Source organism: Streptomyces sp. AC550_RSS872 (assembly GCF_019049285.1).
GTDB lineage: Bacteria > Actinomycetota > Actinomycetes > Streptomycetales > Streptomycetaceae > Streptomyces.
Map to the genome: position 1 here is coordinate 18,659 of NZ_JAGMUL010000024.1, position 23,900 is coordinate 42,558.

Consider the following 23,900-nt stretch of genomic DNA (forward strand, 5'->3'; position numbering starts at 1 on the left):
CCGAGGGAGCTGCACAGTCATGGAACTGCACGACGTCTGGTTCGTCCTGATCGCCGTCCTGTGGATCGGCTACTTCTTCCTGGAGGGCTTCGACTTCGGGGTCGGTGTCCTCACCAAGCTGCTCGCCCGTAACCGGCCCGAGCGGCGGGTGCTGATCAACACCATCGGCCCGGTCTGGGACGGCAACGAGGTGTGGCTGCTCTCGGCGGCCGGCGCCACCTTCGCCGCCTTCCCCGAGTGGTACGCCACGCTCTTCTCGGGCTTCTACCTTCCTCTGTTGGTCATCCTGGTCTCCCTGATCGTCCGGGGCGTCGCCTTCGAGTACCGGGCGAAGCGACCCGAGGAGAACTGGCAGCGCAACTGGGAGCACGCCATCTTCTGGTGCTCGCTGATCCCGGCGTTCCTCTGGGGCGTCGCCTTCGGCAACATCGTGCGGGGTGTGAAGCTCGATCAGAGCCATGAGTACGTCGGTAATGTGCTGGACCTGCTCAACCCGTACGCGCTCATCGGCGGTCTGGTGACGCTGACGCTGTTCACCTTCCACGGGGCGGTGTTCACCGCGCTCAAGACCGTCGGGGAGATCCGGGAGCGGGCACGGAAGCTGGCTCTGTGGGTCGGTCTGGTCGCTGCCGTGCTCGCGCTGATCTTCATGCTCTGGACGCAGATCGAGAACGGAGACGGCAAGAGCCTGGTCGCGCTCGCTGTGGCCGTTGCCGCGCTGGTGGCGGCACTGGTGGCGAACCAGGCCGGGCGTGAAGGATGGTCGTTCGCCCTCTCCGGCGTCACCATCGTGGCTGCCGTGGCGATGCTCTTCCTGACGCTCTTCCCGAACGTCATGCCGTCCTCGCTCAATGACGAGTGGAGCCTCACGGTCACCAACGCCTCGTCGAGCCCCTACACCCTGAAGATCATGACCTGGTGCGCGGTGATCGCCACGCCGATCGTCATGCTCTACCAGGGCTGGACCTACTGGGTGTTCCGCAAGCGGATCGGCACGCAGCACATCGCCGCGGAGGCCGCTGCGGGGGCCACGCACTGAGTCCGCCGCAGGCGGGGTGATTCACGATGTTTCACGTGAAACACCCCGCCCTGGACCGAAGGGCTGTTTCACGTGAAACCGATCGACCCACGTCTCCTCCGATACGCACGCGCCACTCGCCTCTTCCTGATCGCGGTCGTGGGTCTGGGAGCTGTCGGTGCCGGGCTGGTCGTCGCGCAGGCCATGCTCATCGCCGAGGCGGTGGTGGGGGCGTTTCAGCACGGGATGTCCGCGGCCGAACTGCGCACTCCTCTCCTGCTGTTGATGGCTGTCGCCGTCGGCCGCGCGGTGGTCGCGTGGCTCACCGAGCTCGCCGCTCACCGCGCCAGCGCGGCGGTGAAGTCGGAGCTTCGGGGACGGCTGCTGGAGCGGGCGGCCGAGCTGGGGCCCGGCTGGCTGAGCGGACAGCGGACGGGATCGCTGGTCGCCCTGGCCACGCGCGGGGTCGACGCCCTCGATGACTACTTCTCGCGCTACCTCCCGCAGTTGGGACTCGCGGTCGTCGTGCCGGTCGCCGTGCTGGCGCGCATCGTGACCGAGGACTGGGTCTCGGCGGCGATCATCGTAGGCACCCTTCCACTCATCCCGATCTTCATGATGCTGATCGGCTGGGCCACTCAGTCCCGCATGGACCGTCAGTGGCAGCTGCTGTCCCGGCTGTCGGGGCACTTCCTGGATGTCGTGGCCGGGTTGCCCACCCTGAAGGTGTTCGGGCGCGCCAAGGCACAGGCCGAGTCGATCCGGCGTATCACCGGCGAATACCGCAGGGCGACGATGCGGACCCTGCGGATCGCCTTCATCTCCTCCTTCGCGCTGGAGCTGCTCTCCACGCTCTCGGTGGCCCTGGTCGCGGTGACGATCGGCATGCGGCTCGTCCACGGCGAGATGCATCTGTACGACGGCCTGGTCATCCTCGTGCTTGCGCCCGAGGCCTATCTGCCGCTGCGCCAGGTGGGCGCGCAGTACCACGCGGCGGCCGAGGGGCTGTCGGCAGCCGAGGAGATCTTCGAGGTGCTTCAGACGCCGGTGCCGGCGTCGGGTGCCGCGGCGGTGCCGACGGGGTCGGTGTCCTTCGAGGGGGTCGCGGTCCGTTACCCCGGACGGTCCGCAGACGCCGTGTCGGGTGCGTCCTTCGCCGTCGAACCCGGTGAGACGGTCGCGCTCGTCGGGCCGAGTGGCGCGGGCAAGTCGACGCTGCTGAATGTGCTGTTGGGGTTCGTTCGGCCGACGGAGGGGCGCGTCCGGGTCGGGGGAGCCGATCTTGCCGAGCTCGACCTCGAGGAGTGGCGCTCGCGCATCGCCTGGGTTCCCCAGCGGCCGCATCTGTACGCCGGGACGATCGCCGAGAACGTGCGGCTGGCTCGACCCGACGCGGATGACGCTGCTGTGCGCCAGGCCTTGGCGGACGCCGGGGCGCTCGAGTTCGTGGACGCGCTGCCCCTGGGTGTCGACACCGTGCTGGGTGAGGACGGGGCTGGGCTGTCCGCGGGGCAGCGACAGCGGCTCGCGCTGGCACGGGCGTTCCTCGCGGACCGGCCTGTCCTGCTCCTCGACGAGCCGACGGCTGCCCTCGACGGGGCCACCGAGGCCGACGTCGTGGAGGCCGTGCGGCGGCTGGCGGTGGGACGGACGGTGCTGCTCGTGGTGCATCGGCCGGCGCTGCTGGGCGTGGCCGACCGGGTGGTGCGGCTGACGGAGGCGGAGGCGCTCGGACAGGCGAGGGCACTGCGCAAGGCGCCCGTGACCGAAGGCGGCCTTATCGAGCGGGAAGGGCACGGCGACGCCGCTGCGGACGGGACCCGGACCGCCGCGGTCGACGCCGAAACCACGTCCCCCGCGGCGGACCCGCGAGGCGTCCTCGCCCGCGTCCGTGCCATGTCCGGCCCCCGGCGCGGCCGCCTCGTACTCGCGCTGCTGCTCGGAAGCCTCGCGCTCGGGAGCGCCGTCGGGCTGATGGCCACCTCCGGGTGGCTCATCTCGCGGGCCTCCCAGCAGCCGCCCGTGCTGTATCTGATGGTGGCCGTCACGGCCACGCGGGCCTTCGGTATCGGGCGGGCCGTGTTCCGGTACGCCGAGCGCCTGGTGTCGCATGACGCGGTGCTGCGGATGCTGGCCGACACCAGGGTCGCCGTGTACCGGCGGCTGGAGCGGCTGGCACCGGCCGGGCTGCGCCGCACACGGCGGGGCGATCTGCTCGCGAGGCTCGTCACCGACGTGGACGCGCTCCAGGACTACTGGCTGCGGTGGCTGTTGCCCGCCGCTTCCGCGACCGTCGTGTCCGCCGGCGCCGTCGGCTTCACCGCCTGGCTGCTGCCCGAGGCCGGTGCCGTACTCGCGGTCGGGCTGCTCGTCGCCGGGGCCGGGGTCCCCCTCGTCACGGGCGCCGTCGCCCGACGCGCCGAATGCAGGCTGGCCCCCGCCCGAGGCGTACTCGCGACCCGCGTGACGGATCTGCTCACCGGCACCGCGGAGCTGACCGTCGCCGGCGCCCTGCCCAGCCGTACCACCGAAGCGCGGCGGGCCGACGGGACGCTCACCCGGATCGCCTCGCGGGCCGCCACCGCGACCGCGCTCGGCGACGGACTCACCGCGCTGATCTCAGGGTTCACCGTCGCCGCCACCGCCCTCGCGGGCGCCCAGGCGGTCGCCGACGGGCGGCTCGGCGGCGTGGCGATGGCCGTCGTCGTCCTCACCCCGCTGGCCGCCTTCGAATCTGTTCTGAGCCTGCCGCTCGCCGTGCAGTACCGGCAGCGGGTGCGCAAGAGCGCCGAGCGCGTGTACGAGTTGCTGGACGCGCCCGAGCCCGTAAGGGAGCCGGAGCGGCCCCGCCAGGCGCCCGCGTCGCCCTTCCCGGTCGCCGTCAGGGATCTGACCGCCCGCCACGCGGGACAGGACCGGGATGCCCTCGCCGGCCTCGACCTGACCCTGGAGGAGGGCCGCCGGATCGCCGTCGTCGGACCGTCCGGGTCCGGCAAGACGACGCTGGCGCAGGTGCTGCTGCGCTTCCTGGACGCCGATGCGGGCTCGTACACGCTGGGCGGCGTGGAGGCGTACGCGCTGGACGGCGACGACGTACGGCGGCTGGTCGGGCTGTGTGCGCAGGACGCGCACCTCTTCGACAGCTCCGTGCGCGAGAACCTGCTCCTCGCCAAGAAGGACGCCACCGAGGCCGAACTGCGCGACGCCCTGAAGCGCGCCCGGCTGCTCGACTGGGCCGACGCTCTGCCCGACGGGCTGGACACGCTCGTGGGCGAGCACGGGGCACGGCTCTCAGGCGGGCAGCGGCAGCGGCTCGCGCTGGCCCGCGCACTGCTCGCCGACTTCCCTGTCCTCGTCCTCGACGAGCCCGCCGAGCACCTCGACCTGCCGACCGCCGACGCCCTCACCGCCGACCTGCTGGCCGCCACCGAGGGCCGTACGACACTGCTCATCACCCACCGACTGGCCGGGCTGGAGGCCGTGGACGAGGTGGTCGTGCTGGAGCAGGGGCGGGTGGTGCAGCGGGGGGCGTTCGCGGATCTGGCCGCGGTGGAGGGGCCGTTGCGGACGATGGTGGCGCGGGAGGAGGAGGCGGACCTGTTGGTGGGGGCGCCGTAGCGCCCGCGCTTCAGTCCCCGTTCCTGTAGCGGTTCCGTCGGAGTCCGCGTCAACATCCGTACTGACCCATCCGCAGCAACACGTCCCCCAGGTGCACGACCTGAACAAGGCTCTGACCCGATCCGCGGGCCAGGATCGCTGGCATGCGCTCATACCGCCGTCGCCTCCTGGTCGTTCCGGCGCTCCTGTGCGCGATCACCTCACTCGTCGCCCGGCCCGTCGATGCCGTCGGCGACGGCAAGGGCGGCCCGAACCGCAACGGCACCGGAACCGGCGGTGACTCGGTTCTCAGCGCGCGGGTGGTGCAGCTGTACGAGGACGCGGCGCTGGCGACGCAGCGGTACGAGGCGGGGCGCCAGGAGGCCGAGGCGCAGCGGGCGCAGGCACTGCGGATCGAGAAGCTGCTCGAACGGGAGCGACGGGAGATCGGTGTCCTGCGTGAGGACCTGGGCCGGCTGGCGCGTGCCCAGTACCGCAGCGGTGGCGGGATGCCGCTCACCGCGCAGATCATTCTCGCGTCGAGCCCGGACCAGCTGATGCGCGGCCAGCATGTGTTCTCGCAGACGAATCTGGCCGTCGGCAACGCCATCGAGAAGAGCCGCCGCGCCGAGGCCCGGCTCTCTCGGGACGAGGCCAGGGCCGCCGCGGCCTGGCAGTCGCTGGAGAAGCGCAACACCGGGCTCGCCGAGCTGAAGAAGGGCATCGAGGACAAGCTGGAAGAGGCGCGGTGGCAGTTGCAGGGAAAGGCCGACGCCTCCGTGGCGGCCGGCTCCTGCCCAGGTGCCGTTCGGCTGGACCAGAAGAAGACGGACCTTGCGAGCGCGTGGGTCACGCCGGTGGAGTCGTACGAACTGTCCGCCGCGTTCGGCAGCGGCGGGCTGCGGTGGGCGCACCGGCACACCGGGCAGGACTTCGCGGTGCCGATCGGTACGCCCGTGCGCGCGGTCGGGGACGGCCGGGTGGTCAAGGTGGCGTGCGGAGGCGCCTTCGGCATGGAGGTCGTCGTCCGGCACGCGGACGGCTACTTCACGCAGTACGCCCATCTCGCGTCCGTCGCCGTGGACCAGGGCACGCGGGTCGACACGGGGCAGTGGATCGGCCAGTCGGGCACGACCGGCAACTCCACCGGCCCGCACCTGCACTTCGAGGTGCGGGTCACACCGGAGATGGGCTCGGCCGTGGACCCGGTGCCGTGGCTGACGAAGCGGGAAGTGCCGGTCGGCTAGGCGTGAGGTCTGGGCCGTTCCGCCAGCAGCTGTTCGATCACGACCGCCACACCGTCGTCGTTGTTGGCGACCGTCCGCCCCGACGCGGCGGCGATCACATCCGGGTGGGCGTTGCCCATCGCGTACGACTGGCCCGCCCACGTCAGCATCTCGACGTCGTTGGGCATGTCCCCGAAGGCCACGACCTCCTCGTGCGAGATACCGCGCTCGGCGCAGCACAGGGCGAGCGTGCTGGCCTTGGAGACGGCGGGGCCGCTGATCTCCAGCAGGGCGCTGGGGCTGGAGCGGGTGACGTTGGCGCGGTCGCCGATGGCGAGGCGGGCGAGGGTGAGGAAGGAGTCGGGATCGAGGGAGGGGTGGTACGCGAGGATCTTGAGCACCGGTTCGCCGGCCCCCGGGGCGTCCGGCGCCAGGAGGTCCTCGGCCGGCGCGAGATCGTCCGGTATCTCCATGTGCAGCTTGGGATAGTCCGGCTCCTGGTAGAAGCCGTACGTCTGCTCCACCGCGTACACCGTGCCCGGAGCCGCGTCGCGCAGCAGCCGTACGGCGTCCAGCGCGTTCTCCCGGGCCAGCTCCCGCACCTTCACGAACCGGTGGGCGCCGGGACCGCCGTGGAGGTCGACCACGGCGGCACCGTTGCCGCAGATCGCCAGACCGTGGCCGTGGACGTGGTCGCTGACGACGTTCATCCAGCGGGCCGGACGGCCGGTGACGAAGAACACCTCGATGCCCGCCTCCTCGGCGGCGGCCAGCGCGGCGATCGTGCGGGGGGAGACGGACTTGTCGTCCCGCAGCAGGGTGCCGTCCAGGTCGGTGGCGATGAGCCGCGGGCGGACAGCGGCCGCCGGGGTCTGGGGCTGTCGAGTCGCTGAGGTCACCGGCTCATTCTCCCGCATATGCCTGCACGACCGTGCGGGAGTCCGCACATCTGAGGGGGCACCTGAGGAGAAACCGCCCCTGACAAGACCGCTCCCAGCGCCCTGACCAGCACTGTCACACCAGTCGATCTCAGCGCAGCTGCGCCGCCGCCTCCATGGCGATCTGCTCGAAGACCTTCTCGTCGGCCTCGAAGTCCGAGCCGGGGATCGGCCAGTGGAGCACGATCTCGGTGAATCCCAGTTCCTGATGGCGTCCCGCGAAGTCCACGAACGCGTCGAGGGACTTCAGCGGGCGGGCGCGATCCGGGGTGAATCCGGTGAGCAGGACCTTGTCGACAGCGGCCACGTCCCGGCCGATGCCGGCGCATGCGTCGGCCAGCTTCTCGACCTGTCCGCGAATGGCTTGAACCGACTGTTCAGGAGTGCCGTTCTCGTACAGCTTGGGGTCGCCCGTGGTCACCCAGGCCTGCCCGTACTGTGCCGCGAGTCGCAGCCCGCGCGGCCCGGTCGCGGCCACGGCGAAGGGCAGCCGGGGGCGCTGCACACAGCCCGGGATGTTGCGCGCCTCGTGAGCCGAGTAGAAGTCACCCTCGTACGACACCGAGTCCGCGGTCAGCAGTCGGTCCAGGAGCTGGACGAACTCGGCGAACCGGTCGGCCCGCTCGCGGGGCGACCACGGCTCCCGGCCGAGCACGGTGGCGTCGAACCCGGAGCCACCCGCACCCACGCCGAGCGTGAACCGGCCGCCGGAGATGTCGTCCAGGGAGATCAGTTCCTTGGCGTAGGGCACCGGATGCCGGAAGTTCGGCGAGGTGACCAGCGTGCCCAGCCGCAGACGGTCGGTGACGGCAGCGGCGGCGGTCAGTGTCGGCACTGCGCCGAACCAGGGACCGTCACGGAAACTGCGCCAGGACAAGTGGTCGTAGGTGTACGCGGCATGGAAGCCGAGCTGCTCCGCGCGCTGCCATGCCTCGCGGCCTCCCTCGGACCAGCGGCGGTACGGGAGGATCACGGTGCTCAGGCGCAGACTCATATGGCCGAGCCTATGCGGCCGAACGGGTTTCACGTGAAACAGTCACCGCGCGCGGCTGCCCGGCCACGGAGCGAGGCTGACGGGCGCGGCAGCGCCCCCGGCGCTGCGACGGGACCGAAGGAAGATCAGTGCGCTTCGGGGAAGCGCAGGTACTCCGGCGGCACGGCCTTCGTCAGCCACACCCCGTTCGCGCTGACGTGGAAGACATGGCCGTCGCGGTGCATGGCACCGGCGTCCACGGAGAGCACCACCGGACGGCCGCGTCGGGCGCCCACTCGCGTCGCGGTCTCGCGGTCGGCCGAGAGGTGCACATCGTGCCTGTTCATGGGCTTGAGGCCGGCGCTGCGAATCGCGTCCAGGTTGCGGGCCACGGTGCCGTGGTAGAGGTACGGCGGCGGCGTCGCCGGGGCCAGTCCGAGATCGACGTCGATGCTGTGGCCCTGGCTGGCGCGGATCCGGGAACCCTCGATCGCGAAGCGCCGCTTGTCGTTGGCGGCCACCACATGGTCCAGCTCTTCCCGGGTGAACCGGAATCCGTGCGCGGTCGCGGCGGCGATCAATGTGTCGATCTCGACCCAGCCGCCCTCGTCGAGAGTGAGCCCGATGCGCTCGGGCTGATGGCGAAGGTGTTTCGAGAGGTACTTCGACACCTTCACGGTGCGTCTTTCGTCCATGCCACCAGCCTGCCGGGAGAGGCACGAATCACGCGAACGATTTCCCTCCGGATGTTTGATCCACAAGCAAGTAAGGTTATCCACAGGGGAATTGGCGATTCTGTGGACAACGAGCCGTCGAATCAAGGGGTTTCGCCAAGATCAGCTGATGAGCTGTGATTTGAGGCGAGCCGGTCCAAAGTGCGGGCCCGCACTTCCCGTTCGGCGGCCAAAGTGATGAACGCAGCGGCCTGCGGTGGGCCAACCAGGCTCTCCACGGCCCGTATTTTCTCCTCAGGAATCAGGACTGTTCGCGTCCGGTTCCGAAGATCCGCCGCCTCGTCGGTCCCCAGTTGCTGTCGTAGGTGGCGCACCGCCAACAATCGCATTGCCCGGGCCAGTTCGGCGTCCACGGTGTGCTGGGCGAGTGGGCGCAGCCGTCGTACGAGAGAGGCCGCCTCGGCCGCTTCGGCGTCTGTCGGGCGGTGCTCTCCGTCGAGGTAGCGGGCGAAGACGTGTTCGGTGGTGAACTCCAGGAAACGGGCGGCGATGTGCTCGACCTGTGCCCTCAACTCCCGTAGGTGGGACGAGATCGCGGACAGCGGGACACCGGCTGCGTGCAACTCGACGGCCACAGACAGCTCTTGGGGGCTCGGCACGACGAAGGTGTCCTCGTCGTCGGGGACCGGTTCCAGCACGCCGAGTTCAACGGCCTCGGCCACCGCCGCGTCGTCGGGCTTGCCGCCGAAGCGCCGGTCCAGCTCGGCGCGCGAGATCCGTGCCGCCTCCTCGTCGGTCCAGGGCCCGTCGACCTCGGCGACGAGCCCGAGTACCCCGCCGAGGCCACGGCCGGCGTCCCAGGCCTCCAGGAGCTCCTTGATGGAAGCGAGGGTGTAGCCGCGGTCGAGGAGGTCGGCGATCTGGCGCAGACGGACGAGATGGGCGTCGGAGTAGAGGTTGGCGCGGCCCCGGCGCTCGGGGCGGGGGAGCAGGCCCCGGTCCTGGTATGCGCGGATGGTGCGGACGGTGGCGCCGCTGAGGTGTGCGAGGTCCTCGATCCGGTAGGCGGGCGGGGGCGGCCCCTCGGACATGTGGCCGCCGTCACCGCGCTGTTCGTCCGGGCGGCCGCCCTCGCTCACAGGGGTGGCTCCAACCGCGCGATTCCGCGCAGCGCCTTCGGCGTGAACCTCGACATCAGATACGCCCCCCGCGCCTCCGGCGTGACCGGAACCACCGCCTCGTCACGCACCACCGCCCGCAGGATCGCGTCGGCCACCTTCTCCGGCGGATAGTTCCGCAACCCGTACAGCCGCGCGGACTTCTTCTGGCGCCGCTTCTCCTCTTCGGCGTCGACCCCGGCGAAGTGCGCGGTCGAGGTGATGTTGGTGTTGACGAGGCCCGGGCATATCGCGGTCACGCCGATGCCCTGCCCCGCCAACTCCGCGCGCAGGCATTGGCTCAGCATCAGTACGGCTGCCTTGGAGGTGCTGTAGGCGGGCAGCGCCCTGGAGGGCTGATACGCCGCCGCCGACGCGGTGTTGACGATGTGGCCGCCCTGTCCGCGCTCGGCCATCTGCTTGCCGAACAGCCGGCAGCCGTGGATGACACCCCACAGATTGACGTCGAGGACCTTCTTCCAGTCCTCGGGGGTCGTGTCGAAGAAGGAGCCCGACAGACCGATCCCCGCGTTGTTCACCAGGACGTCCACCACGCCGTACTCGGTCGCGACCTTCGTGGCGAGCTTCTCCATGGCCTGCTCGTCGGAGACGTCGACGGTCTCGGCCCAGGCCTCGGGTGCGCCGATCAGACGTGACATCTCCGCGGTGCGGGTCGCGGCCTCGGCGTCCCGGTCGACGGCCACCACGCGCGCGCCGGCCTCGGCGAACGCGTACGCCGTCGCCCGTCCGATGCCACTGCCCGCGCCCGTGACCAGCACGAGCTGCCCGCCGAAACGGTCGGCGTACTTCCCGGTCGCCGTCACCCCGGGTCGGCCGCCCTCCACGGAGGTCACGAACTCCGTGATCCAGGCCGCCAGTCGGTCGGGACGGGAGCGCGGGATCCAGTGCTTCGCCGGCAGTGTGCGCCGGGTCAACTGGGGAACCCACAGCTCCAGTTCGTCGTAGAGCCGCTCCGAGAGGAAGGCGTCCCCCAGGGGCGTGATGAGCTGCACGGGCGCGTGGGCGTACGCGTCCGGGCGCGGGCGGCGCAGCCGAGCCCGTACGTTGTCCCGGTACAGCCAGGCCCCGTGCGCCGCGTCCGTCGGCAGGGACGAGGTCGGGTAGCCGCGGCCGGGGACCTTCTCCACGCGCTCCAGGATGCGCGGCCAGGACTTGCCGAGGGGGCCGCGCCAGGCCAGCTCGGGCAGCACGGGGGTGTGCAGCAGATACACGTACCAGGACTTGGCGCCCTGCCCGAGGAGCTGGGCGACCCGGCGCGGGGTGGGGCGCTTGAGACGGTTGTTGATCCAGTGACCGAAGTGGTCCAGGGACGGCCCGGACATCGAGGTGAAGGACGCGATCCGGCCCTCGGTGCGCTTGACCGTGGCGAACTCCCAAGCCTGCACCGAGCCCCAGTCGTGCCCCACCAGATGCACGGGCCGGTCCGGACTGACCGCCTCCGCGACGGCCAGGAAGTCGTCCGTCAGCTTCTCCAGCGTGAACCCGCCGCGCAGCGGCTTGGGCGCCGTCGACCGGCCATGGCCCCGGACGTCGTACAGCACGACATGGAAGCGGTCTGCCAGCCGCGGCGCGACCTCGGACCACACCTCCTTGCTGTCCGGATAGCCGTGCACCAGGATCACCGTCGGCTGCCCGGGATCGCCCAGCTCGGCGACACACAGCTCGACCCCGCCGGTCCGCACCCGGCGCTCCCGAGCGCCGTCAAGAGTCGCCGGTACCGTCACTTCTCCTCCGCCCAGCGCCGCACATGCGGCAGGTCGTCGTCCAGCCAGAAGGCACTCTGCTCAGGATCCTTGGAGTCGGTGACGACCAGGATCTCCTCGAACTTCGCGCCCGTCCCCCGGAAGCCGAGGTGCGGTTCGACCGCCCACAGGCCCGGCCGCGGTGGGTGGTCGGAGAATCGGTACGGCGACCACAGCGGGGACCAGCCGTCGCGGTGGCCGTGCAGGGCGTCGCTCGCCAGGCCCTTCAGGGACTGGGCACCGAACCCGAATACATGCGGTGACCAGCGGCGTTGCTTGACGCGGTCGACCTTGTGGGCGATCACGCCGAAGGGGTAGGCGCGATGCCGGTTGGCATAGCCCTGGCGGACCATGAGCCGGTCGACGTCCTCGTAGATCTCCCGCAGCGGCCGCCGCTCGCGCACCTCGCGAAGGATCAGCTCCCGGTGTGCCTCCAGGTCGGACATCAGCTTGTCCTGCACGGGGTTGATGCCGAGCGAGCCGGAGTAGCCGATGTCGGCCGTGTAGCCGTCGTACACCGGGGCCATGTCCAGGATGAACGGCATCCCGGGCTCCAGCCGACGGTTGGTGGGAAAGAACTGCAACGGGATCCGGAAGTTCACGAACGCCGTGCGGTCCCCGAACCAGGCGAAGGGCAGATGGAACCAGTCGCGCACCCCGCGCTCACGCAGCCACGCCCGCTGCATCCGCGCCGCCTCGCGCTCGGTGATGCCCGGCTCCAGCCGCGCCGCGACGGCCTCCGCGCAAGCGTAGGCCAGCTGCTGGACCCGCCTGAACCCGCGCAATCGCGCGGAGTCCACGGAGAGTTCGCCTGTCACCGCCGTAGTCATGCCACTGCCCACCTTGTCCACACTGACTGCGGTACGTGCCCGTAACTTGACACTGGCGAATGTGACAGTTGTTAGAGGCTGCGTCAATAGGGCTGCCGAGGGCTGTGGAAAACTTCGCCGGCACCCCCGCCGAATCCCCGTCGATGTGGAAAACCAGGGACGCGCCGTTCGACCCGGGGGTGACCCCTAGGGCCCCGTAGTCCTGGAGTCTGACTCCAATACAGCTCTGCGGGGTGACGACCGGCGTGGTCCGCGTCACTACCTTCGAAGCGTGACTGTGATCGCGACCGAAAGCCTGAGCAAGCGGTTCCCGAGGGTGACCGCGCTTGACCGGCTCTCCGTGGACGTCGGGCCCGGTGTGACCGGACTCGTCGGAGCCAATGGAGCCGGCAAGTCCACACTGATCAAGATCCTGCTGGGTCTGTCCCCCGCCACCGAGGGCCGAGCCGAAGTGCTCGGACTCGATGTCGCGACCAAGGGCGCCGAGATCCGCGAGCGCGTCGGGTACATGCCGGAGCACGACTGTCTGCCGCCCGACGTCTCGGCCACCGAGTTCGTTGTGCACATGGCACGCATGTCCGGCCTGCCGCCCGCCGCCGCGCGCGAGCGCACCGCGGACACGCTGCGCCACGTCGGTCTGTACGAGGAGCGCTACCGCCCCATCGGCGGTTACTCGACTGGCATGAAGCAGCGCGTGAAGCTGGCGCAGGCCCTGGTGCACGACCCGCAGCTGGTCTTCCTGGACGAGCCGACCAACGGCCTCGACCCGGTCGGCCGCGACGAGATGCTCGGCCTGATCCGCCGCATCCACACCGACTTCGGCATCTCGGTCCTGGTCACCTCCCACCTGCTGGGAGAACTGGAGCGGACCTGCGACCACGTCGTCGTCGTCGACGGCGGCAAGCTCCTGCGCTCCAGCTCCACCACCGACTTCACCCAGACCACGACGACCCTCGCCATCGAGGTCACCGACAGCGACGACCACCCGGACGGCACCCGCGCGGTGCGCGACGCGCTCCACGCGCGCGGGGTGGACGTCCTCGACGGCAGCGGCGGCCTCCCCGGCGCCGGTCACATCCTGCTGCTCACCGCGCAGGGCGACGAGACGTACGACCTGGTGCGCGACGTCGTCGCCGACCTCGGGCTCGGCCTGGTCCGCATGGAACAGCGCCGGCACCACATCTCGGAGGTCTTCACCGACAGCGAGCAGGGCAGCGAGCAGAGCACCGAAGCACAGCGGAAGGAGGCGGTCGGCCATGGCAGTTGAGCACCCCGTAGCCGCACAGCCGGGTGACCAGACCCGCATCCACAACATCGGCTACCGCACCTACGACGGCCCCCGCCTCGGCCGCTCCTACGCCACCCGGTCCCTCTACTCGCAGTCCCTGCGCGGCGCCTACGGCCTCGGCCGCTCGGTGAAGTCCAAGGTGCTGCCGATGCTGCTGTTCGTGGTGATGTGCGTCCCCGCGGCCATCATGGTCGCCGTCGCGGTCGCCACGAAGGCCAACGACCTGCCCCTCGACTACACGCGCTACGCGATCGTCATGCAGGCCGTGATCAGCCTGTACATCGCTTCGCAGGCACCCCAGTCCGTCTCCCGCGACCTGCGCTTCAAGACCGTACCGCTGTACTTCTCGCGGCCCATCGAAACCGCCGACTACGTCCGCGCGAAGTACGCGGCGCTCGCCTCGGCACTGTTCATCCTCACCGCGGCACCACTGATCGTGCTCTATGTGGGCGCGCTGCTGGCCAAGCTCGACTTCGCCGACCAGACCAAGGGATTCGCGCAGGGACTCGTCTCCGTGGCACTGCTCTCACTGCTGTTCGCCGGCATCGGCCTGGTCATCGCGTCGGTCACCCCGCGCCGCGGCTTCGGCATCGCGGCCGTGATCGCCGTACTGACCATCTCCTACGGCGCCGTCTCCACCCTCCAGGCCATCGCCGAGGTACAGGACAGCTCGGGCGCCATCGCCTGGATCGGCCTCTTCTCGCCGGTCACGCTGATCGACGGCGTGCAGACCGCCTTCCTGGGAGCCACGTCGGCGTTTCCCGGTGGAGTCGGCCCGACCAACGGGGAGGGAGCGGTCTATGTCCTCGTCACCCTCGGCCTGATCGCCGCCAGCTACGGCCTCCTGATGCGCCGCTACAAGAAGGTGGGACTGTGACCACGCTCCAGATCGACCACGTCTCCCGCTGGTTCGGCAACGTGGTCGCCGTCAACGACATCACCATGACGATCGGCCCCGGTGTCACCGGCCTCCTCGGCCCCAACGGCGCCGGGAAGTCCACCCTCATCAACATGATGGGCGGCTTCCTGGCCCCCTCCACGGGAACGGTCACCCTCGACGGCCAGCAGGTGTGGCGCAACGAGTCGATCTACCAGCACATCGGCATCGTCCCCGAGCGCGAGGCGATGTACGACTTCCTCACCGGCCGCGAATTCGTCGTCGCCAACGCCGAGTTGCACGGCCTGGGCGCCAAGGCGGCCCAAAAGGCCTTGGCCACGGTCGAGATGGAGTACGCGCAGGACCGCAAGATCCAGACGTACTCCAAGGGCATGCGCCAGCGCGTGAAGATGGCGAGCGCCCTCGTGCACAACCCCTCGCTGCTCCTGCTCGACGAGCCCTTCAACGGCATGGACCCGCGCCAGCGCATGCAGCTCATGGACCTGCTGCGACGGATGGGCGACGAGGGCCGCACGGTGCTGTTCTCCTCCCACATCCTCGAAGAGGTCGAGCAACTCGCCTGGCACATCGAGGTCGTGGTCGCCGGACGGCACGCGGCCAGCGGCGACTTCCGCAAGATCCGGCGCCTGATGACCGACCGCCCGCACCGCTACCTGGTGCGCTCCAGCGACGACCGCACCCTCGCGGCCGCGCTGATCGCCGACCCGTCGACATCCGGCATCGAGGTCGACCTCGCCGAGGGCGCGTTGCACATCCAGGCGGTCGACTTCGGCCGCTTCACCACCCTGCTGCCCAGGGTGGCGCGCGACCACGGCATCCGCCTGCTCACGGTCTCGCCGTCGGACGAGTCCCTCGAGTCCGTCTTCTCTTATCTGGTCGCGGCGTAGGAGGCCGAAGATGTACGACCCCACAGTCGCCCGGCTCACTTATCGAGCCCTGCTCGGCCGCCGCCGGGCCCTCATCCTCGGCGCGTTGCCGCTGCTGCTCATCGGAATCTCGGTCGTGGTGCGCGGCCTCGCCGGAGCCGACGACCAGACCGCGTCGGACCTGCTCGGCGGGCTGGCGCTGGCCACCATGGTGCCGATCATCGGCGTCATCGCCGGCACCGGCGCGATCGGGCCGGAGATCGACGACGGCTCGGTGGTCTATCTGCTGTCCAAGCCGGTGAAGCGGCCGACGATCATCTTCACCAAGTTGATCGTCGCGATCGCCGTGACGATGGTGTTCTCGGCACTGCCCACCTTCATCGCGGGCCTCATCCTCAACGGCAACGGCCAGCAGATCGCCGTCGCCTACACGGTCGCCGCGCTCGTCGCCTCCATCGCCTACGCCGCGATCTTCCTGCTGCTCGGCACGGTGTCCCGACACGCGGTGGTCTTCGGCCTCGTCTACGCGCTGGTCTGGGAGGCCCTGTTCGGCTCCCTGGTGTCCGGTGCGCGCACGTTGAGCGTCCAGCAGTGGGCGCTGGCGGTGGCGCAGAAGGTCGCCGGCGGGGACCTGGTGACGTCGGACGTCACGCTGCCCACGGCGACGGTCCTGCTGGCCGTGGTCACCGTCCTCGCGACCTGGTACGCGGGACAGAAGCTGCGGTCGCTGACGCTGGCCGGTGAGGAGTGAGCGGCGGGAGCAACAGAGCGAGGAGTTAAGGAGCCGGGCCCCTGACCGGGCCCGCTCTTGACGGGGGCTTCACCTCTGCCCGGGCACACTGGGCAAAAGGGATGCGCTGTACGAACTGGAGGACGGCGATGGCAGGCGGCATGGCGCAGCACGAGGATCGCGAACACTCCGGGGACGACACCTGGAACAACCTGGTCCTGGACGACGACTTCATACGCGCGGCCGAGACCGCCGAGCCGTCCGCCCGCGCCCGCATGCTGGCCGAGCGCTGGCGCCGTGAGGACCCCGAGCCGCAGCCGTGGCGCTCCGACGAACCGCCTGCCGGATGGTTCTTCAGCAAGGCGCGTCGACGCAAGTGGCGCCGCCGGTAAGGGGCGTTGGGAGAGGCGTACTGAGCGGCGGCGTACGGCGCCTCCCCTCGGCCCGTTAATCAGTGGCACCCAACTCGGCGCACAGGCACAGTGGTTGTGTCCACACCGCCGGACGACGAGTTCGGCGCCACGTTCTGGGAGAGGAGTTCGACGATGTCCATGCACGGCAGTACGTCGAGCTCCCGACAGGGCAGCCGGCGGCGGCCTCCGGAGTAATCGCTACCCCTCCGTAGAGTCCGTACCGCACGGGGAGCTGCCCGGGGCGGCCGCTTCGAGCACGCGATGTCGCTCTCGCGTGGGTCGCCCACCCGGAGGATTGGCCGAGTGGTAAGGCACTGGGCTTGCGCTGTGTTTGATCAGAAGCAAGCAAGGTCGGGTCTGAAAGCCCGCGCACGTTCGATTCGTGCATCCTCCGCGCGACGTTGCTACTGGGGCTGGCTGGCTGGCTGGGCTGGGCTGGGCCGTGGTGCAGGGCTTGGGGCGCGTCGAGAAGGCGCTGGCCCCGCAGGCCGCTAGCCGAGCAACCGCTCCAGCACCACCGCGATCCCGTCCTCCTCATTGGAGGCCGTCACCTCGTCCGACACCGCCTTCAGCTCCTCGTGGGCGTTGGCCATCGCCACGCCGTGGGCCGACCACGCGAACATCGGGATGTCGTTCGGCATGTCACCGAAGGCGATCGTGTCCGCGGCCCTGAGGCCCAGACGGCGGGCCGCCAGCGACAGGCCCGTCGCCTTGGACAGGCCCAGCGGCAGCAGTTCCACTATTCCCTCGCCGGCCATCGCCACCGTGACGAAGCCGCCCGCGGCCTGGCGGGCGGCCTCGGCCAGTTCGTCGTCCGAGAGCTCCGGATGCTGTATGTAGATCTTGTTCAGCGGGGCGCTCCACAGATCCGACGCGTCCGTGAACGGGATCGACGGGAGATGGCCCGTCACCGCGTAGCCGGGGCCGACCAGGACGTCGCCGTCCAGGCCGTCGCGGCTCGCCGCCAGGAACAGCGGCCCGACCTCCGCCTCGATCTTGGCCAGGGCCACGCCCGCCAGCTGCCGGTCCAGCGTCACCGACGTGAGCAGGCGCTGCTCCCCGGCGTGGTACACCTGGGCGCCCTGACCGCACACAGCGAGGCCCTCGTAGCCGAGGTCGTCGAGGATGGGGCGGGTCCAGGGAACCGCCCGGCCCGTGACGACGATGTGCGCCGCGCCCGCCGCGGTGGCCGCGGCGAGGGCGTCCCGGGTGCGCCGGGAGACCGACTCGTCGGAGCGCAGGAGCGTTCCGTCGAGGTCGGTCGCGATCAGCTTGTACGGGAACCCGGCGGCGGGCGAGGCGATGCTCACTTGGCGACCGGCTCCAGGACCTCTCGGCCGCCCAGGTACGGGCGCAGCACCTCGGGCACCCGGACGGAGCCGTCGGCCTGCTGGTGGTTCTCCAGGATCGCCACGATCGTGCGCGGTACGGCGCACAGGGTGCCGTTGAGGGTTGCGAGCGGCTGCACCTTCTTGCCGTCGCGCATGCGGACGGACAGCCGGCGCGCCTGGAAGCCGTCGCAGTTGGAGGCCGAGGTCAGCTCGCGGTACTTGCCCTGGGTCGGGATCCACGCCTCGCAGTCGTACTTGCGGGAGGCCGACGCGCCCAGGTCGCCCGAGGCCACATCGATGACCTGGAAGGGCAGCTCCAGGCCGGTGAGCCACTGCTTCTCCCACTCCAGGAGCCGCTTGTGCTCGTTCTCCGCGTCCTCGGGGGCGACGTAGGAGAACATCTCGACCTTGTCGAACTGGTGCACGCGGAAGATGCCGCGGGTGTCCTTGCCGTAGGTGCCGGCCTCGCGGCGGAAGCACGGGGAGAAGCCTGCGTAGCGCAGCGGCAGCTTGTCGGCGTCGAGGATCTCGTCCATGTGGTACGCGGCGAGCGGGACCTCGGAGGTGCCGACCAGGTAGTAGTCGTCCTTCTCCAGGTGGTACACGTTCTCCGCGGCCTGGCCGAGGAAGCCGGTGCCCTCCATGGCGCGCGGGCGGACCAGCGCCGGAGTCAGCATCGGGGTGAACCCGGCCTCGGTGGCCTGGGCGATGGCGGCATTGACCAGCGCCAGTTCCAGCAGGGCCCCGACGCCGGTGAGGTAGTAGAAGCGGGAGCCGGACACCTTGGCGCCGCGTTCGACGTCGATCGCGCCCAGCGCTTCGCCGAGCTCCAGGTGGTCCTTGGGCTCGAAGCCCTCGGCACCAAAGTCGCGGATGGTGCCGTGCGTCTCCAGGACGACGAAGTCCTCCTCGCCGCCGACCGGGACGTCGGGGTGGACGAGGTTGCCGAGCTGTAGCGCGAGGCGCTTGGTCTCCTCGTCGGCCTCGTTCTGCGCGGCCTCGGCCGCCTTGACGTCGGCCTTGAGCTGCTCCGCCTTTTGCAGGAGCTCCGCGCGCTCCTCGGGGGAGGCCTTGGGGATGAGCTTGCCGAGCGACTTCTGCTCGGAGCGCAGCTCGTCGAAGCGGACGCCGGACGACCTGCGCCGCTCGTCGGCAGACAGGAGGGAGTCGACGAGCGCGACGTCCTCTCCACGGGCGCGCTGCGAGGCGCGCACTCGGTCGGGGTCCTCACGAAGCAGGCGAAGGTCAATCACGCGCTCAAGGCTACCGGGGCAGGGTGACAGCCAACGACTCACTATTCCGAGCTGCGGCTTACATGGCTTACGTTCCGTCGTGGGGGAATTGCTTGTCGTGTCAATAAAAGGCGTCTCACTCCCTGGAACGGGGCAGGCGCGAGGCAGCGGGTTGACTCGATTCCCTTGCGGGGAACGGGACTTGGGTCTCGGTTGTCCACAGGGATCCCCAGCCTCAGAAGAGTTATCCACAGGGTGTGTGGATGGACTGTGGACGTCGGAATTGATCACTCCGTAACGTGCCGAGCAAGTCGAGGATTCCCAGGACAAACCCTCCTCATCCCCACGTTCGAGTGGAAAGCGGTCGCCTCAAAGGATTGCTCAAAGGAAAAGAGTGGACGAAGGGTGACTTGCATCGCGGTGGATGCGGAGGAGGTCCAGGGACCTATTTGTCGACAGACTCACCCTTGCTTGTCGACTTGTCCCCAGGTCGAGATGAGTACCTGTGGATAACTTCTGTGGATAACGACAATCAGCTGGTAGTACCGGCCGCAACGACGTGCCGAACCCGGTCCCAGGCGCTCCTCAGAGCCGCCTGGAACCGCCTTTCACGGCCTGCTCAGAACCGCCCGTCCTGGCACCGGGCCACCCAGTCCGCCGCCGACACGAACTCCTCGTCCGATGTCCCGGCACGCGGCGGCTGCACCTCACCGGGCTTAAGGTCCGCGCGCGGATACGAGCCCAGGAAGCGCACCTCCAGACAGATCCGCTTGAGCCCCGTCAGCGCCTCGGCCACCCGGCGGTCGGAGATATGGCCCTCGGCGTCGATGCAGAAGCAGTAGTTGCCGATGCCTGCCCCGGTCGGCCGGGACTGGAGCAGCATCAGGTTGATGCCGCGCGTGGCGAACTCGCCCAGGAGGTCGCGCAGCCCACCGGGATGGTCGTCGCGCTGCCACAGCACGACCGACGTCTTGTCCGCGCCGGTCGGCGCCGCGGGCCGGGCAGGCCTGCCCACCAGCACAAACCGCGTCTGGGCGTTCTCCGCGTCGTGGATCCCGGTCTCCAGCGCCTCAAGGCCGTACAGCGCGGCGGCGAACTCGCCCGCGAAGGCGGCGTCGTACTGGCCCTCCTGGACCAGACGTGCGGCGTCCGCGTTCGACGCGGCCGACTCCCAGTGGGCGTCCGGAAGGTTGTTCTTGAGCCAGTTGCGCACCTGCGGCTGGGCGGCCGGGTGTGCGGAGACCGTCTTGATGTCGGACAGCTTCGTGCCGGGCCGGACCAGCAGCGCGAAGGTGATCGACAGCAGCACCTCGCGGTAGATCATCAACGGTGCGCCCGCGACCAGTTCGTCGAGCGTGGTCGTGATGCCGCCCTCGACGGAGTTCTCGATCGGCACGAACGCGGCCTCGGCCTCGCCGACGCGCACCGCGTCGAGCGCGGACTGCACGGACACGTACGGGATCAGCGCCCGGGTCGCGGCCTCGGGGAGGGTGTGCAGGGCGGCCTCGGTGAAGGTGCCCTCGGGGCCGAGATAGGCATAGCTCGCTGGCATGACCTCACCCTAATGGGCCTTGCGCGGGGCGGCGCACGCCTCTTGACCGCGAGCCACTCCCGAGAGCGACCTCACCGCGCCGTACGCCTGTGCACCACCCGTACGACCCTCCCGTTACCGTCACCCCTCCAGCAACCCCTGCCCCACGTACCCCCCCTGCGCCGCCCCGCCCGGCACCGCGAACAGTCCGCTCGCCTCGTGGCGGATGTACTTCGACAGCGCGTCGCCCCGGTCGAGCTTGCGCTGGACGGTGACGAAGCCGCGCAGCGGGTCGGCCTGCCAGCAGATGAAGAGGAGCCCCGCGTCGGGGACGCCGTCCGCGTCGATGCCGTCGTGGTACGAGAACGGGCGCCGCAGCATCGCGGCACCGCCGTTCTGGTCGGGCCGGGTGATGCGGGCGTGCGCGTTGAGGGGGACGACCAGGTTCCCGGACCCGTCCGTCTTCTCCAGGTCCATCTCGGTGGTCTCGGTGCCCCCGGACAGCGGTGCCCCGTCGGACTTGCGGCGGCCGATGACGTCCTCCTGTTCCTTGACCGAGAGCTGCTCCCAGTCGTCGAGGAGCATGCGGATACGGCGTACGACGGCGTAGGAGCCGCCCGCCATCCAGGCGGGGTCCTTCGAGCCGGACTCCGGCACGAAGATCCGCTCGTCGAAGTCGGACTCCGTCGGCTTCGGATTGCGTGTGCCATCCATCTGGCCCATCAGGTTGCGCGCCGTCATCGGGTGTGCGGTGGCGCCCGGCGACCGGTTGAAGCCGTTCATCTGCCACCGCACCCTGGCGGCGCTGCCCGCGTCCTTCTGGATCGCGCGTAGGGCGTGGAAGGCGACCAGGGCGTCGTTCGCGCCGATCTGCACCCACAGGTCGCCGTTGCTGCGTGCCTTGTCGAGCTGGTCGGAGGAGAAGTCGGGCAGCGGGTCCAGGGAGACCGGCCGCTGTTTCTCCAGGCCCGTCCGTGCGAAGAAGCTGTGCCCGAAGCCGAAGGTGATCGTCAGCGACGACGGCCCGGCGTCCCGGGCGACATCCGTGTCGTCCTGCTGCGCCGCCTCGCCCGCCATCAGCCGCCGAGCAGTCTCCGACCAGCGGCGCAGCAACGCCGCCGCTTCCTTGCGGCCCGCGCCCGCCGCCAGGTCGAAGGCGACCACGTGACCGCGCGCCTGAAGGCCCTGGAGGATGCCGGGCTGATGTTTCCCGTGAAACATCACCTGATCGGCGCCCACCGAGGTGAGCGGCGTCGCCTCGGCCGGCCGGCCGGCGTATCCCACGGTCGCGCCGGCCGCACCGAGCACCAGACCGGTCGCACCGGCGGTCCCGAGCAGCCGTCGCCGCGAAAGCGTTCCAGGCGCGTGCCCGGAAACGCCGCCATTAAGTGCCGTTTCGGCAGAGGCGGGGGTCTCGGGGGTACGGGCCTCCGGAATGGACTGGTCAGCCATGGTGAGGTTCAGCCGATCTGCGCGTTCTTGGAGACAGTGGTCTGGTCGATGTCGGAGGTCCGCACGGTCACGGCGATCTTCCACTCGCCGGCCATGGGGATCTGCACTCCGCTCGCCGACCAGTGTCCGGTGGAGATGTGGTCGGGGACGACGGGCAGCGGCCCGATGTCCTGGGACTCCAGGGTGAAGGCGACCTTCACCTCGGGGATGTCGAAGGCACGGCCGTTGGGCCGTTGCACATAGACGTGCATCTCGTTGCCGCCCACGCGCGCGGGATCGAGGTCGATCCGTACGACGCCCTTGCCGTCCTGGCCACCGGTGTCGAAGGACATGTCCAGGGTCAGCGCCCCGGCCGAGGCGGCCTCGGCGGACGAGGCGGACGTGGCAGCCCTGGCCTCCTCCTCCGTACGCCCCGGTTCGGTCGACGTCAGCATCGTGGTGACGGCGAGCAGGACGACGGCGACGCCCGCCTCGGCGAGCACCGAGCGGCGCAGCCCGAAGCGGTTCGGGTCGGCGTCCCGCTGCTGCTTCTGCCGTGCCGTGTCGATCGCGGCCTGCTGCCGGGCGAGCTGGGTGGCGCGCTGTGAGCCACCGCCCTTGGACGCGCCGCCCTTCTTGCCGCCGGCCGAGGCGGAGGCGGGGGAGGCGGTCGCGGACGCGGAGGTACCGACCCGGGCAGTCGCGTGCTCGTTGTCGCCCTCGACTGCCGCGTCTCCGTTCTCGGCCAGCCGCCCCGTCCAGCGCCGGGAGATCCATGCGATGCCCACCAGCACCACCACGAGCCCGATCTTGACCAGCAGCAACTGCCCGTATCGCGTGCCGGTGAACGCCGACCACGACCCGAGCTGGCGCCACGACTGGTAGATCCCGGTCGCGACCAGCGCGAGCACGCTGCCGAAGGCGACGCGCGAGAAGCGTCGTACGGCGGACGACCCGAGCGGAGTGTCGGCGGGCGCCCGGTAGAGGGCGACGAGAAGTGCGGCGAGCCCGCCGAGCCAGCCGGCGACGGCCAGCAGGTGGACGATGTCGACCGGCATCGCGATCCCGGCCTGGAGCCCGGTCGAGGCGTGCTCGGACATCGCCCAGCTCGCCGCGAGCCCCGCCGCGACCACGGTCCCGCCGATGGCGAGCCCGAAGCTGAGGTCCCGCTTCTCGTCGTCCTCCCGCTTGTCGTACGCCCCGAAGAGCACGGCGATGAACAGGGCCGCCGCGGCCAGCAGCAGCAGTCGGGACACCAGCGCGGCACCCGTCTTGGTCTGGAGGACCTGCCCCAGCAGCTCCAGATCGAAGACGTCTTGGACCTTCCCGGTGCTGGTGTACGAGCCGCGCAGGAGCAGCAGTCCGAGTGTGGCGGCGGTCAGGGCCAGCCAGCCGGAGACGACGAGCCGCTGCAAGGCCCGCACACCCGACCCGCGCTGCCAGCAGGCGAGCACGAAGGCGGCGCCGCCGACCATGACGATGAAGCCGGCGTACGACACGTACCGGCCGAAGCCGTAGAGCGCGCCGACGATCCCGCCGCCCGCGGTCTGGCCGGAGAGGGAGACGGTGGTCTGGGAGGGCGCGCCGATGGAGAAGGTGTAGGCGCCGGCGACGGGATGGCTGTCCTCGGACACCACCTGGTAGGTGACGGTGTACGTGCCGTCGGGCAGGCCGCTGTGGAGTTTCACGGCGTACGTCGTGCCGCTGAGGTTGGCCGGGTCGCCGCGGTCGATGCGCTTGCCCTTGGGGTCGAGCACGCGCAGGGAGTCGTCGGACAGGGCGACCTTCTCGGAGAAGGTCAGTGAGACCTGCGTCGGCGCCTTGTCGACCACCGCCCCCTGCTGGGGGTCGCTGCCGGTCAGCGCGGCGTGCGCGGAGACCGGCCCGGCACCGGCCAGAAGCAGACCAGTGGCGGCCAGGAGCAGCAGCACCAGGATCCGGACGCTCGGGAGTACCCGGGGCCGGACACGGGGGGCGATGGTCTGGGTCAAGGCGATCTCTCCC

The 23,900-nt window shown here is 70.2% G+C and carries 19 protein-coding genes and 1 tRNA gene; 9 read left to right on the top strand and 11 right to left on the bottom strand.

Annotation, left to right across the window (positions count from 1 at the left end; genetic code table 11):
• The first annotated feature begins 19 nt into the window (after positions 1–19).
• From cydB to KUM44_RS11335, 3 genes are all read left to right on the top strand, one after another.
• On the top strand, positions 20–1,039 hold the full coding sequence (gene cydB / locus KUM44_RS11325) for a cytochrome d ubiquinol oxidase subunit II (RefSeq protein ID WP_217207681.1): 1,020 nt from the start codon (positions 20–22) through the stop codon (positions 1,037–1,039).
• A gap of 72 nt (positions 1,040–1,111) precedes the next feature.
• Complete coding sequence (gene cydD / locus KUM44_RS11330; RefSeq protein WP_217207682.1) at positions 1,112–4,636, top strand: thiol reductant ABC exporter subunit CydD; 3,525 nt, start codon at positions 1,112–1,114, stop codon at positions 4,634–4,636.
• A 143-nt stretch (positions 4,637–4,779) separates the two neighbouring features.
• Positions 4,780–5,862 carry a M23 family metallopeptidase gene (locus tag KUM44_RS11335; protein WP_217207683.1) on the top strand — a complete coding sequence of 361 codons (1,083 nt, stop codon included), beginning with the start codon at positions 4,780–4,782 and terminating at the stop codon, positions 5,860–5,862.
• Here the strand turns inward: KUM44_RS11335 and KUM44_RS11340 are convergent.
• From KUM44_RS11340 to KUM44_RS11365, 6 genes are all read right to left on the bottom strand, one after another.
• A complete protein-coding gene (locus KUM44_RS11340) occupies positions 5,859–6,758 on the bottom strand; it encodes an HAD-IIB family hydrolase (protein ID WP_217207684.1) in 900 nt (299 codons plus the stop codon). The two genes, KUM44_RS11335 and KUM44_RS11340, sit on opposite strands and share 4 nt — an antisense overlap.
• Before the next feature lie 112 nt (positions 6,759–6,870).
• Positions 6,871–7,773, bottom strand: coding sequence for an LLM class flavin-dependent oxidoreductase (locus KUM44_RS11345; protein ID WP_217207685.1), 903 nt, complete (start codon positions 7,771–7,773; stop codon positions 6,871–6,873).
• A gap of 125 nt (positions 7,774–7,898) precedes the next feature.
• Complete coding sequence (locus KUM44_RS11350) at positions 7,899–8,447, bottom strand: RNA 2'-phosphotransferase (RefSeq protein WP_217207686.1); 549 nt, start codon at positions 8,445–8,447, stop codon at positions 7,899–7,901.
• A gap of 122 nt (positions 8,448–8,569) precedes the next feature.
• The gene (locus KUM44_RS11355; protein WP_217207744.1) at positions 8,570–9,517 is read right to left on the bottom strand and encodes a MerR family transcriptional regulator; all 948 of its coding nucleotides are present in this window, start codon (positions 9,515–9,517) and stop codon (positions 8,570–8,572) included.
• A gap of 44 nt (positions 9,518–9,561) precedes the next feature.
• Positions 9,562–11,328, bottom strand: coding sequence for an SDR family oxidoreductase (locus tag KUM44_RS11360; RefSeq protein WP_217207687.1), 1,767 nt, complete (start codon positions 11,326–11,328; stop codon positions 9,562–9,564).
• Complete coding sequence (locus tag KUM44_RS11365; protein ID WP_217207688.1) at positions 11,325–12,176, bottom strand: M24 family metallopeptidase; 852 nt, start codon at positions 12,174–12,176, stop codon at positions 11,325–11,327. Before KUM44_RS11365 ends, KUM44_RS11360 begins: the two co-directional genes overlap by 4 nt.
• 277 nt (positions 12,177–12,453) lie before the next feature.
• Between KUM44_RS11365 and KUM44_RS11370 the strand changes: the two genes are divergently transcribed.
• The 6 genes from KUM44_RS11370 (at position 12,454) to KUM44_RS11395 (ending at position 16,765) form a co-directional block, all read left to right on the top strand.
• Positions 12,454–13,443, top strand: coding sequence for an ABC transporter ATP-binding protein (locus KUM44_RS11370; RefSeq protein ID WP_217207745.1), 990 nt, complete (start codon positions 12,454–12,456; stop codon positions 13,441–13,443).
• On the top strand, positions 13,433–14,341 hold the full coding sequence (locus KUM44_RS11375) for an ABC transporter permease (RefSeq protein ID WP_217207689.1): 909 nt from the start codon (positions 13,433–13,435) through the stop codon (positions 14,339–14,341). The genes KUM44_RS11370 and KUM44_RS11375 overlap by 11 nt, the downstream gene beginning before the upstream one ends.
• Positions 14,338–15,249, top strand: a complete 912-nt coding sequence (locus KUM44_RS11380; RefSeq protein WP_048586465.1) for an ABC transporter ATP-binding protein — start codon at positions 14,338–14,340, stop codon at positions 15,247–15,249. Before KUM44_RS11375 ends, KUM44_RS11380 begins: the two co-directional genes overlap by 4 nt.
• Positions 15,250–15,259: 10 nt before the next feature.
• Complete coding sequence (locus KUM44_RS11385) at positions 15,260–15,979, top strand: ABC transporter permease subunit (protein WP_217207690.1); 720 nt, start codon at positions 15,260–15,262, stop codon at positions 15,977–15,979.
• A gap of 128 nt (positions 15,980–16,107) precedes the next feature.
• The gene (locus tag KUM44_RS11390) at positions 16,108–16,350 is read left to right on the top strand and encodes a hypothetical protein (protein ID WP_217207691.1); all 243 of its coding nucleotides are present in this window, start codon (positions 16,108–16,110) and stop codon (positions 16,348–16,350) included.
• Between the two features lie 310 nt (positions 16,351–16,660).
• A tRNA-OTHER gene (locus tag KUM44_RS11395) sits at positions 16,661–16,765 on the top strand.
• Positions 16,766–16,862: 97 nt separating this feature from the next.
• Here the strand turns inward: KUM44_RS11395 and KUM44_RS11400 are convergent.
• The 5 genes from KUM44_RS11400 to KUM44_RS11420 all read right to left on the bottom strand — a co-directional run bounded on the left by KUM44_RS11400 (position 16,863) and on the right by KUM44_RS11420 (position 23,887).
• Entirely contained in the window at positions 16,863–17,681 is an 819-nt protein-coding gene (locus KUM44_RS11400) for an HAD family hydrolase (RefSeq protein ID WP_217207692.1), read from the bottom strand.
• Positions 17,678–18,955 (bottom strand): serine--tRNA ligase, encoded by a 1,278-nt coding sequence (gene serS, locus KUM44_RS11405; protein ID WP_217207693.1) that lies wholly within the window; start codon positions 18,953–18,955, stop codon positions 17,678–17,680. The genes KUM44_RS11400 and serS overlap by 4 nt, the downstream gene beginning before the upstream one ends.
• A gap of 598 nt (positions 18,956–19,553) precedes the next feature.
• Entirely contained in the window at positions 19,554–20,486 is a 933-nt protein-coding gene (gene pheA, locus KUM44_RS11410) for a prephenate dehydratase (RefSeq protein ID WP_217207694.1), read from the bottom strand.
• Positions 20,487–20,606: 120 nt separating this feature from the next.
• On the bottom strand, positions 20,607–21,917 hold the full coding sequence (gene efeB, locus KUM44_RS11415; RefSeq protein WP_217207695.1) for an iron uptake transporter deferrochelatase/peroxidase subunit: 1,311 nt from the start codon (positions 21,915–21,917) through the stop codon (positions 20,607–20,609).
• Between the two features lie 8 nt (positions 21,918–21,925).
• Complete coding sequence (locus KUM44_RS11420) at positions 21,926–23,887, bottom strand: copper resistance CopC/CopD family protein (RefSeq protein ID WP_217207696.1); 1,962 nt, start codon at positions 23,885–23,887, stop codon at positions 21,926–21,928.
• Between the last annotated feature and the right edge of the window lie 13 nt (positions 23,888–23,900).

What these genes read in the sequence shown, in the direction of transcription:
- KUM44_RS11375 (WP_217207689.1), top strand. Translation starts at nt 13,433, where the DNA reads ATGGCAGTTGAGCACCCCGTAGCCGCACAGCCGGGTGACCAGACCCGC.
- KUM44_RS11335 (WP_217207683.1), top strand. Translation starts at nt 4,780, where the DNA reads ATGCGCTCATACCGCCGTCGCCTCCTGGTCGTTCCGGCGCTCCTGTGC.
- KUM44_RS11345 (WP_217207685.1), bottom strand. Translation starts at nt 7,773, where the DNA reads ATGAGTCTGCGCCTGAGCACCGTGATCCTCCCGTACCGCCGCTGGTCC.
- cydB (WP_217207681.1), top strand. Translation starts at nt 20, where the DNA reads ATGGAACTGCACGACGTCTGGTTCGTCCTGATCGCCGTCCTGTGGATC.
- KUM44_RS11355 (WP_217207744.1), bottom strand. Translation starts at nt 9,517, where the DNA reads ATGTCCGAGGGGCCGCCCCCGCCCGCCTACCGGATCGAGGACCTCGCA.
- efeB (WP_217207695.1), bottom strand. Translation starts at nt 21,917, where the DNA reads ATGGCTGACCAGTCCATTCCGGAGGCCCGTACCCCCGAGACCCCCGCC.
- KUM44_RS11390 (WP_217207691.1), top strand. Translation starts at nt 16,108, where the DNA reads ATGGCAGGCGGCATGGCGCAGCACGAGGATCGCGAACACTCCGGGGAC.
- pheA (WP_217207694.1), bottom strand. Translation starts at nt 20,486, where the DNA reads ATGCCAGCGAGCTATGCCTATCTCGGCCCCGAGGGCACCTTCACCGAG.
- KUM44_RS11365 (WP_217207688.1), bottom strand. Translation starts at nt 12,176, where the DNA reads ATGACTACGGCGGTGACAGGCGAACTCTCCGTGGACTCCGCGCGATTG.
- KUM44_RS11340 (WP_217207684.1), bottom strand. Translation starts at nt 6,758, where the DNA reads ATGCGGGAGAATGAGCCGGTGACCTCAGCGACTCGACAGCCCCAGACC.
- KUM44_RS11350 (WP_217207686.1), bottom strand. Translation starts at nt 8,447, where the DNA reads ATGGACGAAAGACGCACCGTGAAGGTGTCGAAGTACCTCTCGAAACAC.
- KUM44_RS11385 (WP_217207690.1), top strand. Translation starts at nt 15,260, where the DNA reads ATGTACGACCCCACAGTCGCCCGGCTCACTTATCGAGCCCTGCTCGGC.